General features: G+C 59.0%; 14 protein-coding genes. 3 read left to right on the forward strand and 11 right to left on the reverse strand.

The window, feature by feature from the left end; translation table 11 throughout:
- Positions 1–2: 2 nt before the first annotated feature.
- On the reverse strand, positions 3–872 hold the full coding sequence (locus ACINK1_RS03035; RefSeq protein ID WP_376802394.1) for a peroxiredoxin: 870 nt from the start codon (positions 870–872) through the stop codon (positions 3–5).
- On the opposite strand from ACINK1_RS03035, the gene ACINK1_RS03040 reads away from it, so the two are divergent.
- Positions 822–4,052: a hypothetical protein gene (locus tag ACINK1_RS03040; protein ID WP_376802395.1), complete on the forward strand. Its 3,231-nt coding sequence runs from the start codon at positions 822–824 to the stop codon at positions 4,050–4,052. The genes ACINK1_RS03035 and ACINK1_RS03040 overlap by 51 nt on opposite strands.
- A gap of 19 nt (positions 4,053–4,071) precedes the next feature.
- On the opposite strand, the gene tyrS is transcribed toward ACINK1_RS03040, so the two are convergent.
- A complete protein-coding gene (gene tyrS / locus ACINK1_RS03045; protein WP_376802396.1) occupies positions 4,072–5,325 on the reverse strand; it encodes a tyrosine--tRNA ligase in 1,254 nt (417 codons plus the stop codon).
- On the opposite strand from tyrS, the gene ACINK1_RS03050 reads away from it, so the two are divergent.
- Positions 5,300–5,470, forward strand: a complete 171-nt coding sequence (locus ACINK1_RS03050) for a hypothetical protein (protein WP_376802512.1) — start codon at positions 5,300–5,302, stop codon at positions 5,468–5,470. The two genes, tyrS and ACINK1_RS03050, sit on opposite strands and share 26 nt — an antisense overlap.
- A 44-nt stretch (positions 5,471–5,514) precedes the next feature.
- Here ACINK1_RS03050 and ACINK1_RS03055 read toward each other — a convergent pair whose 3' ends face one another.
- Positions 5,515–5,925 (reverse strand): hypothetical protein, encoded by a 411-nt coding sequence (locus ACINK1_RS03055; protein WP_376803263.1) that lies wholly within the window; start codon positions 5,923–5,925, stop codon positions 5,515–5,517.
- Positions 5,926–6,337: 412 nt separating this feature from the next.
- Between ACINK1_RS03055 and ACINK1_RS03060 the strand changes: the two genes are divergently transcribed.
- On the forward strand, positions 6,338–7,438 hold the full coding sequence (locus tag ACINK1_RS03060; protein ID WP_395759974.1) for an anhydro-N-acetylmuramic acid kinase: 1,101 nt from the start codon (positions 6,338–6,340) through the stop codon (positions 7,436–7,438).
- Positions 7,439–7,444: 6 nt separating this feature from the next.
- On the opposite strand, the gene ACINK1_RS03065 is transcribed toward ACINK1_RS03060, so the two are convergent.
- The 8 genes from ACINK1_RS03065 to ACINK1_RS03100 form a co-directional block, all read right to left on the reverse strand.
- Complete coding sequence (locus ACINK1_RS03065; RefSeq protein WP_376802399.1) at positions 7,445–8,203, reverse strand: arginyltransferase; 759 nt, start codon at positions 8,201–8,203, stop codon at positions 7,445–7,447.
- Between the two features lie 123 nt (positions 8,204–8,326).
- Positions 8,327–8,776, reverse strand: coding sequence for an RDD family protein (locus tag ACINK1_RS03070; protein WP_376802505.1), 450 nt, complete (start codon positions 8,774–8,776; stop codon positions 8,327–8,329).
- An 88-nt stretch (positions 8,777–8,864) separates the two neighbouring features.
- Positions 8,865–9,725: a 16S rRNA (adenine(1518)-N(6)/adenine(1519)-N(6))-dimethyltransferase RsmA gene (rsmA, locus tag ACINK1_RS03075; protein ID WP_376802400.1), complete on the reverse strand. Its 861-nt coding sequence runs from the start codon at positions 9,723–9,725 to the stop codon at positions 8,865–8,867.
- Positions 9,725–10,726, reverse strand: a complete 1,002-nt coding sequence (pdxA, locus tag ACINK1_RS03080) for a 4-hydroxythreonine-4-phosphate dehydrogenase PdxA (RefSeq protein WP_376802401.1) — start codon at positions 10,724–10,726, stop codon at positions 9,725–9,727. Before pdxA ends, rsmA begins: the two co-directional genes overlap by 1 nt.
- Positions 10,723–11,727, reverse strand: coding sequence for a SurA N-terminal domain-containing protein (locus ACINK1_RS03085; RefSeq protein WP_376802402.1), 1,005 nt, complete (start codon positions 11,725–11,727; stop codon positions 10,723–10,725). Before ACINK1_RS03085 ends, pdxA begins: the two co-directional genes overlap by 4 nt.
- 25 nt (positions 11,728–11,752) lie before the next feature.
- Positions 11,753–14,164: an LPS-assembly protein LptD gene (locus ACINK1_RS03090; protein WP_376802403.1), complete on the reverse strand. Its 2,412-nt coding sequence runs from the start codon at positions 14,162–14,164 to the stop codon at positions 11,753–11,755.
- Positions 14,165–14,262: 98 nt separating this feature from the next.
- Positions 14,263–15,372 carry an LPS export ABC transporter permease LptG gene (lptG, locus tag ACINK1_RS03095; protein ID WP_376802404.1) on the reverse strand — a complete coding sequence of 370 codons (1,110 nt, stop codon included), beginning with the start codon at positions 15,370–15,372 and terminating at the stop codon, positions 14,263–14,265.
- Between the two features lie 3 nt (positions 15,373–15,375).
- Positions 15,376–16,602, reverse strand: coding sequence for an LptF/LptG family permease (locus ACINK1_RS03100; RefSeq protein ID WP_376802405.1), 1,227 nt, complete (start codon positions 16,600–16,602; stop codon positions 15,376–15,378).
- Positions 16,603–16,692 lie beyond the last annotated feature (90 nt).

Raw genomic sequence — 16,692 nt, forward strand, 5'->3', positions numbered from 1 at the left:
AATCACAGGGCTTTGGCAACAGACAAGACGTCGGCCGCGTGCCCCGGCACTTTCACCTTGCGCCAGGCGCGCACGATCCGGCCGTCACTGTCTGCCAGATAGGTCGCGCGTTCGATCCCCATGTATTTTCGTCCATACATGCTCTTCTCGACCCATACGCCGAAATCAGCGAGGATGGTGGTGCCCTCCGCGCTCGCCAGCGTTACCGTCAGAGCGTATTTTTCACGAAACTTTTTCAGGCTGGCGATTTTATCGCCTGATACGGCGATAACCGGTATGGACAGCCTGGCAAATTCTGCCGTCAGCCCTGAAAAATCCTGAGCCTCCTTGGTGCAGCCCGTTGTGTCAGCTTTAGGATAAAAATAGAGAACAAATGGCTTGCCGCGCAGTGTGGACATATTCACCACGGCGCCCTCGGCGGTGGCCAGCGAAAAATCCGGAATGGCGCTCCCTTCAGCCGGCCCCGATGCGTCGTTTTGTTCGGTAGTCATTTTGCCTTCCTTTCGTCGCTGTCGCGTGACACGTAGTAGATTAAATCGTTGCCTTGGCCTTGGCTTGGTATCAAGCTCTAAACGGCCTTCTCTCCACATTCGCACGGCTGAGCTTTTTTTTTGATGCAGAGTCTTCCCCCTCCACCGTCCGAAGTCCCGCCGCCGCGGGATGCGCGTGCGGTTGATGGCGAGGTCAGGATATCGGGCAATAGCGCTCGGCGCGTCGTGACGTTCTGTGTGGTGGGGGCCTCTGCCTTTGGGCTTTTGACCACGTTGCTCATCGCTGCGGTCTCCTTCCATATATTTTTCGGCGGCGTTGATCTGTCGTTCATGTCGAAGGCCATCAGGACCGTGATTGCCGATGCGGCGGGGCCGGGGCATCGCGCGGAAATCGGCGCGGTCAACCTGGCGTGGGATGACGGCCATCTGCGTCTGGCTGTGCGTGACCTCAAAGTGATCAGGGCCGACGGACTGACAGTCGGGTCCGCGCCGAAAGCATTTATCGCCATCGACGTTCCCGCGCTCTTTTTGGGCAAGATCGAGCCGGTGTCGCTGGTTGCCCATCAGACAAGCGTCAGCCTGACGGTATCCACCGACGGGTCGGTTGCCTTGGGCGGTGCGCAGGAAAAATCAGATAAGGTCACGCCCACGCCGGTCCTGGCTCTGCTCGACCCTGAGTTGCTGGGGCGCATTTTCGGAACGAAAACACTGGTCCCGGGTGGCGGGTCTCTGGCTGAGCTGGACCTTAACGACATGACGGTGACGCTGACAGACGAGCGCACCTCAACGACACGGGTCTTCGAGCGTTTCAGCGCGGGTTTTCATCGCACCCAGTTTGGTGCGTTCACCACGACATTGTCGTCAACCGGAGCGCGTGGGCCGTGGAAAGCCGCGATCGCCATCGGTCTTGCCCATGACCAGGGGCGCCCTTTCCAGCTCAGCGCCGAGACGATCTCGGTCCGCGATATGGTGGGCGAGGAGGGTGGCAAAATCGGCGGCGTCATTCTCGATGTGACGATGAACGGCCTGCTCGCCACCGAAGGCCGAATGACGCGCGTTGAAGGCATCGTCAGGGTGAGCGGCGATGGTGCTCTTGAAGGTCCGGGCTGGCAGGCCGATATCCACCGTGGCGAGATAGCAGTCGCGGTTGAGGAAGGACGGGACGGCGTCACCATTCGCCCTTCGCTCATCGCCATTGGTGGGCTTGGCGGAATGATTTCGGGAACCATTGCCTTGCCAGCGGGCGTCCAGACGACGGATCGCCTGACACTCGACCTCAAGCTTGGCGCCATCACCGTTGATCGTCAGGGCGGCAGCATCCCTGAAGTCACAACCGCGACGATGCGCGGAAGCTTTGATGTTGCCGGCAAACGTCTGGATATCGTCGAGGGACATGTGTTCGGTGATCTGCCGGTCGCTGACGTTACGGGGTCGATTGATTTTTCCGACAAGATTCCCGGTCTCAAACTGGAGATTGGGGCCCGCAATATCGGCGCTGGCAGCGTGCGCCGCGTTTGGCCGCGCTTTATTGCAACGGATGCTCATGACTGGTTCATGGCGAATGTCAGCGCGGGCGATCTGACGAAATCGCATCTGAGCCTTGATATTCCGCCCGGTGTCCTCGACGGGCGCCCGTTGAAGCGCGACTACGTCAATGGAGAATGGCACGCGAAAGGAGCAGCGGTCCTGCTTGAAGCTGGATTGCCGCCGGTGACCGGTGCCAATGCGGTCGTCAAGTCAACCGGCACCTCGGTGCGTGCCGAGGGCCGGGATGGGCGTCTTGAGACGGCCTCAGGCGTGTTGCTTTTGCCAAATGTCCTTTTTGTGGCCGAGGGCATGGATCAGATCACCAGCATCGGACAGCTCGACGCAACGATGATCGGGGCAGCCTCCTCGCTGCTGGAACTCGGGGAAAAGCGTGGTCTGGCGCTTGGCAAGAGCGCGGGGCTTGATGTGCGACAGATCGCCGGTGACGGGCTGGCGCAAATCCAGTCCCGTGGTCCGCTTTATGCTGGCAAGCCGGGCACGGAAAACCTGCCAGGCTTGTTCACCATCGACGCCGAGTTCCGCAACATATCCGGCAAGGCGCTCGTCGATGGCCGCGACGTTGATCGTGGATCGTTCAAGGCGCGCAGCGATGGGCGCGCACTGACGGTTGACGGAACGTGCCAGTTAGGCGGCGTGCCATTCAAGATCACCGCCAGTCAGGACAATCCGAAAGCAAAGCTTGTTCTTCGTGCCGACGCCGAGCTTGATGATCCGGCGCGCGCCAAGCTTGGTTTTGACTTTGGCAGTCTTGTCACGGGGCCGATGGGGTTTCGCTTCATCAGGGAAGCGCTTGGCAGTGAGCAGACGCGGCGGATCGAGGCTGATCTGACGCAGACCCGGCTGGCGCTCGCGGAAGCCTCCTTTGAAAAAACCAAAGGGGTTCCAGCCACTTTGTCATTGAGTTTGCGTGGGACGTCGCAGGTGGCGTCGCTGGAAGACATTATTTTTCAGGGTAAGGGGTTTTCGGTCAAGGGACGGGCCAGGCTCGACGCCGGCGGCAAGCCCGTTCTCTATGAGCTGAGCGAGGTCAAACTTCGTCCTGATGATCAGTTTTCGGCGCGCTATGAAATTCGTGATGACAGCACCGATCTTCGGATCACTGGTCGCTCGCTTGATGCGCGGCCCTTCATCCAACGCTGGATGAGCGAAGAAGATCCAAATGAGAAGAGTGCCAAACAATTCCGTTTGTCGGTCCAGCTCGAACAGGCCAATGGCAGCAACGGCGCCACGGTTCGTGACCTCAAATTCGATTATGTGCGCGACGGGCGCCAGATTTCAGATTTTTCACTCAATGGGCGATTTCCAGGATCGGCCCGCATCACCGGTCAGATTCTCAAGGATAGCGGCAGACCTTATCTGCTGATCACGTCGACCGATGGCGGTTCGGCGCTGCAATTCATGGATGTGTATCGCAATATCCGTGGCGGCAAGCTGACGCTCACGCAGACGCTGATCGACCCGCAAGGGCGGAGCGAGCGGGGTGTTGTCCTTCTGGAAAATTTCCAGGTGGTCAATGAAGAAGCTTTGCGGCGGCTGTTTGGTGCAACGCCGGTGCCCGATGATGAAAGTGCTGCCACCCGGCGCCGGCTTGGCGCGCAGGAAAGTGCGACGCTTGACCGGATGCGGGTCGTCTACACCCGGGCGCCCGGCCTGACGCAATTCAGCGACGGTGTCCTGCGCAACTCCACGTTCGGTACGACGTTTGAAGGGCGCATCGATTGGCGGCGCAAGGCGGTCGATATGCGGGGCACGTTCATTCCCCTGTTTGCGCTTAACAATCTCCTGGCACAGATCCCGGTGATCGGGGCATTCCTGGGTGGCCAGAATGAAGGGTTGATCGGCGTCACCTTCTCGGTATCGGGACCTGTTGCCGGGCCGACGCTGCGCATTAATCCCGCATCGGTGATTGCTCCGGGCATTCTGCGTGGTTTTTTTGCCTTTGCGCGTGACGAGGACAGCACGCCGCCAAGCGGTGCGCGAGAGCAGCAAGGCGGATCGTCAAAGTCCAATTAGAGCAGGCTGCGGAACAGTGTCAGCTTGGCCTCACCAGCACGTGGCGTTTTTTCCCCATGGACAGTTTGATGACGCCCTCAACAAGGAGGTCAGACACGTTGATCATGGCCTTGTCATCACTCACGCGCTGATCATTCACCATGACCGCACCATTGGTGATGGCTCTGCGGGCTTCGCCGTTTGATGCCGCCAGCCCGGCCCTGACAAAAAGGGCAAGTACACCGATGCCGCTCGCCAATTCGCTGCGCTCGATGTGATGAGTTGGCAAACCTGCGGCCGCATGACCCATTTCGAAGGTCGATCTTGCGGTTGTCTCGGCCTGTTGGGCTGCATCACGGCCATGCAGCAGGGCGGTCGCCTCGGTCGCGAGGCGCTTCTTGGCCTCGTTAAGCTCGGCGCCCTGGAGCGTCACCAGTCGCGCCACCTCGTCAAGCGGGAGCGTCGTGAACAGTCGCAGAAAGCGACCCACATCGCCGTCGTCGCAATTGCGCCAAAACTGCCAGTAGTCATAGGGGCTCAGCATGTCGGCATTGAGCCATACGGCGCCAGCAGCGGTTTTGCCCATCTTGGCGCCCGAGGCTGTAGTGATGAGGGGCGTTGTCAGCGCATAGAGCTGGTGGGTCCCCATGCGCCGGCCAAGATCGATGCCGTTGACGATATTGCCCCACTGATCCGAGCCGCCAAGCTGAAGATTGGTGCCATAGCGGCGCGCAAGCTCGACGAAATCATAGCTTTGCAGGATCATGTAGTTGAATTCGATGAAGGACAGTTCCTGTTCGCGATCGAGCCGCAGCTTCACCGAATCCATCGACAGCATGCGATTGATGGAGAAATGGCGCCCGACATCACGCAGCATGTCGATGTAGTTCATCTTGGTGAGCCATTCGGCGTTGTCAGGCATCAGCGCCGGGCGGGCAGGGGCTGTGAAATCCAGAAAGCGCGAAAAAACCGCCGCAATGCTTTTCTTGTTGGCGTCGATATCTTCGATACCGAGTAATTTGCGGCTTTCATCACGCCCGGAAGGATCGCCGACGCGGGTTGTGCCGCCGCCCATCAGGGCAATGGCGCGATTACCGCTCAACTGCAACCAGTGCAGCATCATGATCTGGACGAGTGAGCCGACATGAAGCGACGGCGCGGTGCAATCAAAGCCGATATAGCCGACAACCTCGCCGCGTTTGGCCAGCGCGTCGAGACCCTGCGGGTCGGAACACTGGTGGATGAAGCCGCGCTCATCCAGGATGCGCATGAAATCTGAGGTAAAGCCTGACATATTTGATACTTCGCTCGATGGGGGCTTCGATATAACGCATAACCGCGCAGTTTGGATATTGATTTTGTCGGCGTTCCGTTCGGGATCGCAGATGGTCGAAGCCTGCATGCGCGCGTTAAACAGCGCAGCAAAACGCGGCGTGTGAGGACACGCCGCGCATTGAAGCTGGGCAGATGGTCGGAGGGATCGTTACGCCTTGGCTGAGCAGCGGACGATGCGGGTGGGATAGCTCGCCATCTCGGCCTTGAAATGCGCCATTTTGCTTTCGACCGATGCACGGGTGATCATGCCGTTCGACATGCGCGTCAGGCGTTTCCATTCGGCATCGCTCAGATCGCGCATGGCGATGTGCGATGCCTCGAGCGCCAGAGAATCGTCGGCTTCACGCACCAGAGTGATTTTTGCGACCAGAGCGGGGTCGTTGATGCCCACTTCGACCACATTGGCCTTCGACTGATGGTACGTAATCTTGCCGGTCATCTTGTTGACGGCGCTGGCATATTTGAAACGGTTCGGCATCAGCTCGACGTAGGCGCTGGCGCTGTTACACATCTGGCTGTCGGCAGCCCATTTGCCGGCAAAAAATGCAGGCCGCATCATGGATGCCTCGACGGGAGCCAACTCAGCGACGGTGACCGTCGTGACAGCGATGGCGGCCAAACCGCACAAGCCCTGCATAAGACGACGGGCTGATGCTGAGAGAGAGGCGTTTTTAGCTGATGACATTGGTCTTCTCCATCGTTGCGGCTTCCACCGGAGCCAAACCGGCAACAGAAATCGTTGCAACGGCTATTGTTGACAAGGCGATTACAACAAATGAAAAATTACGAATAAATACTGATGTCTTGTGTCTTGCAGGTCGTTGTGTTCGTCATGTTTTTCCCCTATCCCCTGTTGCAGTCTTTTTGCACTCGTATTGTTGCCGTAGAACGTTGATGATCACTTACCGGCGATGATTAATGCTTGCTGATAACAACGAATTGAAAGAAATTCCTGAGCTATGACTAACAAAATGCTTACAGCGCTTGGCCTGATGTCGGGCACCTCGATGGATGGTGTCGACGTGGCGGTGATCAGGACCGATGGTGGAGGGATCGTCGAAGCAGGCGGGCATTCGTTTCACGCCTATTCGCCAGATCAACGTGATCTTCTGCGTGAGGCAATTGTTGCCGCGCAGCCGCTGCGCAACCGCCATGTGCGGCCCGATCGTCTGGCACAGGCGGAAGCGATGGTGACGGACGTCCATGCCCAGGCCGTCATCAGTTTTATGACCAAGGAAGGGCTGGCGCCCGGCGATATCGAGCTTGTCGGCTTTCATGGGCAGACCGTTCTGCATCGCCCGCAGGACGGGCTAACGATCCAGATCGGCGATGGCGCGGTGTTATCGCGACAGATCGGCATTGATGTCGTCTATGATTTTCGCGCAAACGACATGGAGCGCGGCGGGCAGGGTGCGCCGCTGGTGCCAGTCTTTCATCAGGCATTATGCCGCTCAAGCAAGGTCACCTATCCCGTCATTGTCATGAACATTGGCGGCGTGGCGAACATCACTTATCTCGTCGCAGACGAGGCGCCGCCTGTTGCGTGTGATATCGGGCCCGGAAATGCCCTGATCGATGATTTTATGCTGGAGCGTAGCGGGACGGCGATTGACCGCGACGGCCTGATGGCGGCTTCGGGACGGGTTGACGCGGCAGTGCTCAAGGCCCTTCTCGCGCATCCGTTCTTTGATCAGAAGCCGCCAAAATCACTTGATCGTCATGATTTCAGTCGTGATCCGGTGGCCTCGCTCACAACCGCCGACGGGGCGGCGACGCTGAGCGCCTTTACGGCACAGGCGGCGGCGTTGATCCTGCGTTTTCTGCCGGAAAAGCCAAAATCACTGATCATTGCCGGCGGGGGCGCGTTCAATCCGACCCTGGTGAGGATGCTGGCGGACGCCTTCGGCCTGTTGCCGGTGACAGCCGATGCGATGGGCTGGTCGACGCACGCGCTTGAGGCGCAGGCGTTTGCCTATCTCGCGGTGCGCTCGAAACGAGGGATGGCGCTGACCTTTCCCTCAACCACCGGTGTCGCGCGCCCGGTGACGGGCGGCATTCTCGCAACGCGCTGAAGCGGGTCAGGAGCGATTGCCGGTCGTTTTGCGATGGGTTGTCCACCCCGATGAACCCAGATGCTCCTGGGGCGCGAACCGCGCCTTGTAGGCCATCTTGCGGGAGCCTTCGACCCAATAGCCGAGATAAAGATAGGGCAGGGCCAAGCGACGTGTGCGGGCGATATGATCAAGCACCATGAAGGTGCCGAGCGAGCGGTGAGCGCAATTTTCGGCATCATAGAACGAATAAACCATCGACAGACCGTCGCTAAGGACGTCGGTCAGCGCGCAGCCGATCAGTTCGCCCGGCTGGCCGGCCTGCGTTGCGGGCAGGCGATATTCGATCAGCAGGGTTTCAACATGTGTATCCTCGATCATCAATCCGTAATCGAGAACGCTCATATCGGCCATGCCACCTTCCGAATGGCGATGATCGAGGTAGGATCGAAACAACGCATACTGCTCGCTGGTGGGGTGAGCGGGTATTTCGTTGACGATGACATCGGTGTTTGCGCGCAAAATGCGCCTGAAGGGGCGCATCAGTACGAAATTGCGTGCCACAACCCGCGTTGACACGCAGGCGCGACAATTTTCGCAAGCAGGGCGATAGGCGATGTTTTGCGAGCGGCGGAAGCCGCCTTGCGTCAACACGTCGTTGAGCTGGGGCGCGCGATCACCAACCAGATGGGTAAAGACTTTCCGTTCCTGCCGCCCGGGCAAATAAGGGCAGGGGGAAGGGGCCGTCAGATAGAATTGGGGCGTATCGCGGCTGTGCTGGGTCACGGATCTGCAAATCATCGAAGCGGAGGCTCCAGCATAACCGCAACGCCGTGGCGAAAGAAAGGGGCAGGCCGCCGCCTGTAATGTCGTGCGACACGAAAGTGATGAGCTAAAGAAAAACCGCGATCAGGGGCGCGCGCGCGAAAGATCGTTCACCAGCGTACAATCGAGCGCCATGTCATGCAGCAAGCGGCCGCGCCCGTTGAAAAAGCAGACAAGTAACGCGAGCGGCGTCAGGATGACGACGGAAATCCAGAACAGTATGGCGTGCCCCATCGCCGGGAGCGCGCCAATCGGCGTGCCGGTGGACGATATCAGCCGCACACCGACGGCGCCCATGCCCGGTGTCGATCCGCGGACACCCAGCGTCAGCGCGTAATAGCCGAGTGCCACAACAGGAAATACCAGACCGAGAAAAAGCCAGGTCAGACCAAAGGTCACCAGGCCGAGCAACAGAACCAGGACGTAGCCGGATACGGTAAAAAGCATGATGAACATCGCGTCGATGAAAAATGCCAGCGAGCGACGCGTCAGGATCCATTCGTAAAGGCGGCGATCTTCAGCCGATTGAGGCATCGTCACGGGCGATAGGGTGATTGGTGGATCTGACATCATCGGACATTTCTCTCGCTGGAGGGCTCACCATCAGATGGCCCGCGCGCCCTCACAGCGCAAGGGTCGCCGGCTGGCGGGGAAGGCGGTTCGCGAGGCGGATGAAATCGGCGACCGTCAGGGTCTCCGCCCGGCGCGTCGGATCAATCTCCAGCTCTGCCAGCAGGTTTTCCGGTGTTTCGATCAATTGCCGTAACGATGAGCGCAACATTTTCCGGCGCTGGCTGAATGTTGCCTGTGTGAGGCGCTCGAGCGATCGGCGGTCGCAATCCTCAGGGTTCGGGCGCGGCACCAGATGCACGACGCTCGAAGTGACCTTGGGCGGCGGCACGAAGGCCGTCGGGGCGACGTCGAAGAGGCGGCCGCCAGTGCAGCGCCATTGGGTGAGGATCGACAGGCGCCCATAGTCGGATGTTCCAGGCGCAGCATACAAGCGGTCCGCGACCTCGCGCTGGAACATGAGCGTCAGGCTTGAAAACCACGGCGGCCAGGGTTCGACCGTCAGCCAGGATACAAGCAGGGCGGAGGCGATATTATAGGGCAGGTTAGCGATAATCCGCGCCGGCGAACCTGCGAGGCGGGGCGCCAGATCGATCTGCAAGGCATCGCCGTGAATGACGTCGAGGCGCCCGGGATAGCGGCTGGCGATCATCTCAAGGGCCGGCAGGCAGCGCTGGTCACGTTCAACGGCGATCACGCGTTCAGCACCTGCAGCCAGCAACGCCCGCGTCAGCCCGCCCGGACCGGGGCCAATTTCGACAATGGTGATGCCATCAAGCGGGCCGGCGGCGCGGGCGATGCGTGACGTCAGATTGAGATCAAACAGGAAGTTCTGGCCAAGGGCTTTTCGGGCCGACAGATCGAAGCGCGCAACGATATCGCGCAGCGGCGGCAGATCATCGATCGCCGACATTACGCTCGCTTGCCTGTGAGGGAGGCGGCCAGTTCGATGGCAGCGATCAGGCTGTCGGGCCGCGCCGTACCTGCCGTCGCGATGTCGAGGGCGGTACCGTGGTCAGGCGAGGTGCGCACGAAGGGCAGGCCGAGCGTGACGTTCACGGCTTCGTCGAAGGCGAGCGTCTTCACCGGTATCAGAGCCTGGTCGTGATACATGCAGAGCGCGGCATCATATGTGCGGCGGGCGGTGGCATGGAACATGGTGTCTGCTGGCAGCGGGCCGCGCGCATCGATACCCAGTTCACGAAGCCTGGCGATGGCGGGAGCGATGATGGTCTGATCCTCGCTGCCCATGCTGCCATCCTCACCCGCATGGGGATTGAGCCCGGCGATTGCGAGCCGTGGCGCATTGATCGAAAAAAGCTCTGACAGGCTCGCCGCAACGATGCGCCCGACGCGCACGATTGTGTCGGCCTTGAGCGCTGTCGACACTGCGTTGAGGGCAATATGAACGGTGACGGGCACGACGCGCAACTCGCGGCACGCGAGCATCATCACCGGATAGACATCGCGCGCACCTGCCTCAGCGGCCAGCGCGCCCAGGAATTCGGTATGGCCGGGGTAGGAAAATCCGGCGGCATAAAGCGATGATTTCTGAATGGGATTGGTGATGACGGCACGTGCCATCGCGCCGGTTACAGCCGCCACGGCCTGCCGTATGGATGCGATAACCGCCGGTGCATTTTCAGCCAGCGCCTGCCCGGGATGATCGGTGACATGTTCGTCCAGCGCGATAATCGGCAATGCCGCTGCGAAATGGCGGGCGGCGTTGACAAAGTCGCTATGAACAAGGGGAACATCGAGGCAAAAATCGCGATTGCGGGCGGCGACAATGTCGCTTGAGGCGATGAGCGCGAAAGCGCAATCCGGCCGATGGCGCAAGGCCTGCCAGGCGCGCAACGCCAACTCAGGACCAATGCCGCCCGGTTCGCCCATCGTCAGGGCGAGAACGCTCATTTCTCGCGATTGTCGATGACGGCGGCCTGACGGGCATCGCGCAGGAGGCGGCGTGATGCCTGCTCAAGTTCAAGCTCGACCAGTTCGCTGCGGATCTGGGCCTGGGCCGCGTCACGGCCCGGGATCTCCTGCTTGTCGCACAGCATGTAGAATTCATAGCCCAGCGGGCTCGTCTGTACTTCGGTGGAGCCGTTGATCGGCGTCTTCTCCAGCACCAGCCGGATCGGCGGAGGAAGGTCAGCACTGCTGCGGCGAATAGTGCTGCGAACGGCTGCTTCACGGGCGCGACGCAGTTGTTCTGCCAGATTGTCGCATGACTTGACCGAGGCGCGGATCGCATCGGCTTCCTTGCGGCGGGCCGGTGACTCGCCCTTTGAAAATACAACGATCTGCGCCATCGTATATTCGACGCTACGGATATTCTCGGGGTCCTGGCCGCGTTTTTTCAACGCGTCGACGATATCCTGATCGCGAATGTTGATGGCGCGCTGACCGCGTTGCTGGACAACCAGCTGCCAGGCGATATCACCGCGCAGACGGTCGCGCAGCGTTGAAGGATTGACGCCCCTCGACTTCAGAGCCTGACGCAGTTGATCCACTGACAATTTGGTGCGCTCGGCAATGGAGGCAAACGCACGATCAACCTGGCTCTCGTCGATGGTGATCCTCAGCTTGCGCGCTTCCTGTAGTTTGAGGCGCTCATCGATCAACTCATCAAGGGCGGTTTCGCGCGGTGCGGCCTTGCCACCATTGGTCAGCGCCAACAGCCGCAGCCGGTTGGTCACGTCGTTTTGCGTGATCAGCTGACCGTTGACGACGACAACAATGCCCTGGGCAACAGAGGGAGTGGCACAAAGGAGAAGGCAGACAAAGACCACGCCGGCTAACACCAGCGATTCGAGCGGCGATGACATATCACCATTGCTGCGCGGTTTGACCGAAGCCGGTTGGCGCGCCATGACAATCGTCACCTTGTCTCCTAGCCTCGTTCTATCGCTCATTTTGCTGCTATCCGTCATTATGCCTTTAAGGCGTACTGCCCAGACCGCCATGGATCGAAACTTCGCCCAAAGTGCGCAGGGTAATCCGAGCCGTTACACGTCTTTGTGGCTGAATATCGCCAAAGCCCGCGTAAATCTGCAAATAATCGACGCTGAACACAAAACACTCATCAGCGTATCGCAAACCAAGCCCATTGCTGATCCACCCCGACGCATTGGTGGAATTGCGCAAGGAATAATTGCCGTTTGCCGAAATCGACCAGTTATCGTCCAGTTTGTAACTGATGGCTGCCGTGACGGCTTCGCGATCATTGAAAAAGCCGACATTCGGCTGGGCGGCGATATAGGTGTAGCCGGTCGTCAGGAAAAGCGGCCCGCCGTACAATGTCCCAACCAGTTCAAGGCGTCGCAGCCCGAATGTCTGCTGGTCAAACCGGAAACGCGCGCTGATATCACCATATATCGAGGGCTGGATACGGACTGCGGCAACATAATCAGAGCGTGCGGTCTGCAATCCCGATTCGAGACCGGCGCCGGCCAGATCAACAGCGCCACGCGAAAATGAGTTCAGCCCGCTCAACTGATAGGACTGTCCAAACAGGAAACTGGCCAGGAAGCCGGAATAGGAGCGATAGGTGTATTGCACGCCAACATTTGAGCGCGTGCCACCTTCCAGCCGGTCGTAGCCGGAAAACTTGTTGAGAGAAAACAGGTTTGTATCGTCAAACACCAGGCTCTGCGCATCTTCATTGGGCAGGCGCCCGATCGATTGCTCGTTTGGCCGGACGATGATCTGGGCGATGGGTTCGATCAGATGCGATGCATCTTCGGCTGCGGCGATGAAGGGGTAGCGATATTCAAGGCCGATGGTCGGCAGGCCACGAAAACCGACTTCGCCATTGCGGTCAAACAAGCCCGGCTCGATGGTTGTCGCCGACAGAAAGCTCGTGGCGCCGTTGGTCGTGCCGCCAACATCCACGGTTGCAATTTGTATATTTCGCGCATTTGCGCTGTAGACATCGCCGCGCAGCCGGAAGAACGGCGTCCAGCGCTGCCCGAGCGGATCGGTGAAACTCTTGCGCCACTGCGCGTCTACGGAGACGCGTGAATAATCGCCGGCAAATCCCTGACTGAGAAAGCGCTGCGTCTGGTTCGTCAGCGGGTCGATAAAGCGAAACGCAAGAGCGTTGTCGCGGAAAACCGTGGTTGTATTGGCGTTGAAACGAAATTCACCCCCGAGGATCGGATCGGCGAAGGCCGTATTGTAATCGATGAGCGGTCCGACTGTCGGCTGATAGGACTGCGAATCGTTAAATGGCGCGTTCTCGATGTAGGTCCTGATCTGGTAGGTGCGTAAATCGAAGAAGGAGCGATCACCCTTGCCCTGCACGAACACGGTTGAAATTCGTTCCGTCTTGGCCGTCGATTCAAGGCCGAAATCGCGGAAATAGCGTGTGTCGGAGGCGCCAGCGACATCCCAGCCGAGTTTCCATTTATCTGACAGAAGCAGCTCGCCTGTCGATTCGACGCCCCCGCGTTCGCGTCGCGCACCGGGATCGTTGCCGGTAAAGCCAGTGCCGACATTATTGGGGTTCTGCTGGATTATCCCTCCGAGTTTGACCGTAAACTGGCCATTTGGCAGGGCCTGGCGCCAGACACCGTTCAGGTGGACGCCTTGATCGCTGTAATAGGTCGGCGATACGGTGATGTCGGCAAAGGGTGACAATGCCAGATAGTACGAGACGCCGCCGCCCGGGCCGATACGGCTGTTTTGCGCATAATGGGGCAGGAGGAAGCCAGAGGCGCGCTTGACGGTGCCATCCGGGCTCCACAGATAGGGAACGTAGGCGATCGGCACGCCAAAAAACTCGATGAACGCATCCTCGTAGTAGATCGTCTGTTCCTGCTCCTTGTGGATAACCCTGGTGGCACGCACCTGCCACAAGGGCGGCCGCTCGGGGTTTTCTTTGCACGCCTCGCAAGCAGTATATGTGCCGCGGGTGAAAATGGTGACGTCGTTTGCGGTTCGCTCACCTGATTCGGCCGTCAGGCGGGTGCGATCTGCAGTGCGCTGCTGGCTGATCGAGCGGACAAAGCCGTCGCGCAGATCATCAGTCAGGTCGGCCGACTCCGCATTCGTGACGCTGCCATTCGCTTCCGTGATCCGCACCCCGCCTTCGGCAATCAGGCGCCGCGTCTGGCGGTTATAGATCACTTTCTTGGCAAGAACTGTGGTGCCGTTATAAAAAATCTGGACGGAACCTTCAGCAGTCACGATCTGGCGATCGTTGTCGTAGACCAGCTGGTCGGCCTGCAGCAGCAATTGCCCGTTCGGCTTTCCCGCGCTGCTGCCCGGCAGTTTGGTGATCTGTGCATTGGCGGACGGGAGGCCGACGACACCTAGAAAAAGGAACGAAAGCACGGCCAAGCGCGTCATGCTGGTAGGCCGCAAAGCTCCCGCCACCGCCGCAAGCCATTGCGCGCTGTTCGAAAGCCCAGACCTATCAGTCGCCCTCCGGGATGGAGGCAGACGCATTACCCGTCCTCCTGGTACAGGAGTATCGTTAAACCAACGAGCATGGCGACCACCACCGGCGTCCACGCAGCCCATATGTCAGCGACCACGCCGGAGCTCCCCAGCTGGCGTGCCACTTCCAGAGCGACATAAAGCAGAAACCCCGCACCGACGCCACCGAGAATCATGGGTAAAATGTTGCCCAATCGAAACAATCGCAACGAAACCGTTGCGGCGATCAGAGCCATTGCACACATCAGCCAGGGTCGCGCCAAAAGGGTCTGGTATTGCAAGCGCAGCCTCACTGCCGGGAGCCCCGCCTGTTCAGAGCGAACAATATATTCCGGCAAATCGTAAAAAGAGACTGTTTCGACGCTGGCGAGGGACTCAATCACTTGGTCTTTGGTTAAATTTGTCGAAAGAACATATTTTCCGAATGTTTCCGGCTCCTGATCGGCGTGCATGGCCGAGCCATTCGACAATTCCCAGAAACCGCTGTGCAGCACGGCACTTTCGGCATCGATTCTCTCAACAAAGCGGCCGTCGGCATCGAAGGATGTTACCGTGACGCGACGCAGGTCGAGCCCGCGTTCGAGAGACGTTGCGGCATTCATGACAAACTGCCCGTCGCGGCCCTCCTGACGCAGCCAGATACCAGCATTGGTCGACTGGACAGCGCCACCGACGTTGTTACGCCGGCCAAAGAAATCAGCCTCGATCCGGTCGCTGATCGATTTTGTAAATGAAACCAATGGATTATAAGCAAGGGTTGTGAAGGCTCCAATCAGCAATGCAATCACCAGAGCCGGCTTCATGAACTGCCAGACGGAAATGCCGGCGGCGCGAACGACGACCAGTTCGAGTTTCTGCGACAGCCGCAACAATGCTGCCATTGTGCCAAACAGCACCGCGAAAGGGAAAATGGCTTCGGTGAAGGTGGGCAGACGCAACAGCACGAGACCAAGTACGCGCGGCAGCGTCGCGCTGGCCAGATCGCCGGTGCGCCGCAGCATCTCGACAAAATCGACCAGCAGGATGAGCGCGATGTTGGTGGCAAACACCAGCATGATCGAGCCGAGAAAGCGAACGGCAAGATAGCGATCAAGCGTCGAGATCAGGGGGGCGCGCATAAACTACGACCTCGCGCGCAAAAAAGGTGGCATTATGATCGCTTGAACAAAAGTTCTTAATATTTTGAAATTAAACAACTTATTTGCCATTCCGAATTGTGCTGCAAGGACAATTCCCGATATCGGGACGAGGTAAATCAGCGGAATGGCAAGCGGCGTTCGCTGCACCAGTCCTGAGGCCAGAAAACCTAGAATACGCAGGACGCCAACGACGACCACAGCAACAGCGACGCTCTCGCCGCGGCTTTGACGCGTGGTTTTGGCGCGCCCCATCGCGGCAAAGGCAATCAGAACAAAGCTTAGTGAATACAAAGGGGTGGCAAAACGATCATTGATCTCGCTCCTGACGCGGCCGGCAAAGCGCTGGTCGTCGAGCTGTTGGCTCACCAGGCTGAATAGTTCGGCTGTGCTGCGCTCCTGCGCCGGGAAAACGACGTTAGGACTGCCAGAATCGATCGAAGAGAGAGAAAATGCATAGGATTCAAAGGCAATAACCGATCCTGGAGATGTTCCGTTCTTGGGATGGCGTACCACCTCGCCCTGCTGCAGGATAAGGAAGTTGCCAGCAGCTGACCGGCTGATGATGCCGCGGGCGCCCAGATAGGTCACGCTGGTGGTGGCATCACGCTCGTCGTTCACAAATACACCGAGCAGAACGCCATTGGCGCCGCGCCCGCGAATATGAAATGTCAGCCCCTGATCAACGGTTGTGAAGCGGCCCGGCTGAATCGCCTGGCTGATAAAGTCAGCGCGTGCGCCGATGATCGTCTCGCGAACGATCTTGAGGGCGCCCGGGGTCACCAAAAGGGACAGCATATATCCAAAGCCCGTCACAACGAGCGCGACGAGGATCAGCGGTCGGGCGAGTTTGGGCTGTGATAATCCCGCCGCCGACATGACGATCAGTTCGCTGTCGGTGTTCAGTTTATTGAGCACGAAAAGCGCTGAAATAAACAGGCAGAATGGGCCGATAAGACCGATCAGCAGGGGAAGCGCCAGCAATGTGACTTTCATGAACAGAAAAAACGTCTGGCCCTGCGATACCACCAGCTCGAGCTGGCGCAGCGAGGAGGTCAGCCAGACAATAGCCGTCAGCACGCCCAGGACGACGGCAAACGATATTCCTATCTGCCGGATCACGTAGCGGTCGATCAGGTTCAGGGAGAAAAACTGGCGCAACAAAGTTATCGTCATTGCTCCTGACCCTAGATCGTGCGGTCGCTGCACCATGCTAACCTCTCCGCTCCATGGTCTTACAGAAGTGTCAGGCATTCAGGCAAATCCAAGGTGATGCGCGTCTATCCTGTTGACGGAAGGGAA

The organism is Raskinella chloraquaticus (SeqCode) (genome assembly GCF_021731865.1).
Classification (GTDB): Bacteria; Pseudomonadota; Alphaproteobacteria; order Rhizobiales; family UBA4765; genus Raskinella; species Raskinella chloraquaticus.

What these genes read in the sequence shown, in the direction of transcription:
- ACINK1_RS03100 (WP_376802405.1), bottom strand. Translation starts at nt 16,602, where the DNA reads ATGGTGCAGCGACCGCACGATCTAGGGTCAGGAGCAATGACGATAACT.
- rsmA (WP_376802400.1), bottom strand. Translation starts at nt 9,725, where the DNA reads ATGTCGGCGATCGATGATCTGCCGCCGCTGCGCGATATCGTTGCGCGC.
- ACINK1_RS03035 (WP_376802394.1), bottom strand. Translation starts at nt 872, where the DNA reads ATGCCCCGGCCCCGCCGCATCGGCAATCACGGTCCTGATGGCCTTCGA.
- ACINK1_RS03055 (WP_376803263.1), bottom strand. Translation starts at nt 5,925, where the DNA reads ATGATGCGGCCTGCATTTTTTGCCGGCAAATGGGCTGCCGACAGCCAG.
- ACINK1_RS03090 (WP_376802403.1), bottom strand. Translation starts at nt 14,164, where the DNA reads ATGACGCGCTTGGCCGTGCTTTCGTTCCTTTTTCTAGGTGTCGTCGGC.
- lptG (WP_376802404.1), bottom strand. Translation starts at nt 15,372, where the DNA reads ATGCGCGCCCCCCTGATCTCGACGCTTGATCGCTATCTTGCCGTTCGC.
- ACINK1_RS03070 (WP_376802505.1), bottom strand. Translation starts at nt 8,776, where the DNA reads ATGCCTCAATCGGCTGAAGATCGCCGCCTTTACGAATGGATCCTGACG.
- tyrS (WP_376802396.1), bottom strand. Translation starts at nt 5,325, where the DNA reads ATGTCAGGCTTTACCTCAGATTTCATGCGCATCCTGGATGAGCGCGGC.
- ACINK1_RS03040 (WP_376802395.1), top strand. Translation starts at nt 822, where the DNA reads ATGTCGAAGGCCATCAGGACCGTGATTGCCGATGCGGCGGGGCCGGGG.
- ACINK1_RS03050 (WP_376802512.1), top strand. Translation starts at nt 5,300, where the DNA reads ATGAAATCTGAGGTAAAGCCTGACATATTTGATACTTCGCTCGATGGG.
- ACINK1_RS03060 (WP_395759974.1), top strand. Translation starts at nt 6,338, where the DNA reads ATGCTTACAGCGCTTGGCCTGATGTCGGGCACCTCGATGGATGGTGTC.
- pdxA (WP_376802401.1), bottom strand. Translation starts at nt 10,726, where the DNA reads ATGAGCGTTCTCGCCCTGACGATGGGCGAACCGGGCGGCATTGGTCCT.
- ACINK1_RS03085 (WP_376802402.1), bottom strand. Translation starts at nt 11,727, where the DNA reads ATGAGCGATAGAACGAGGCTAGGAGACAAGGTGACGATTGTCATGGCG.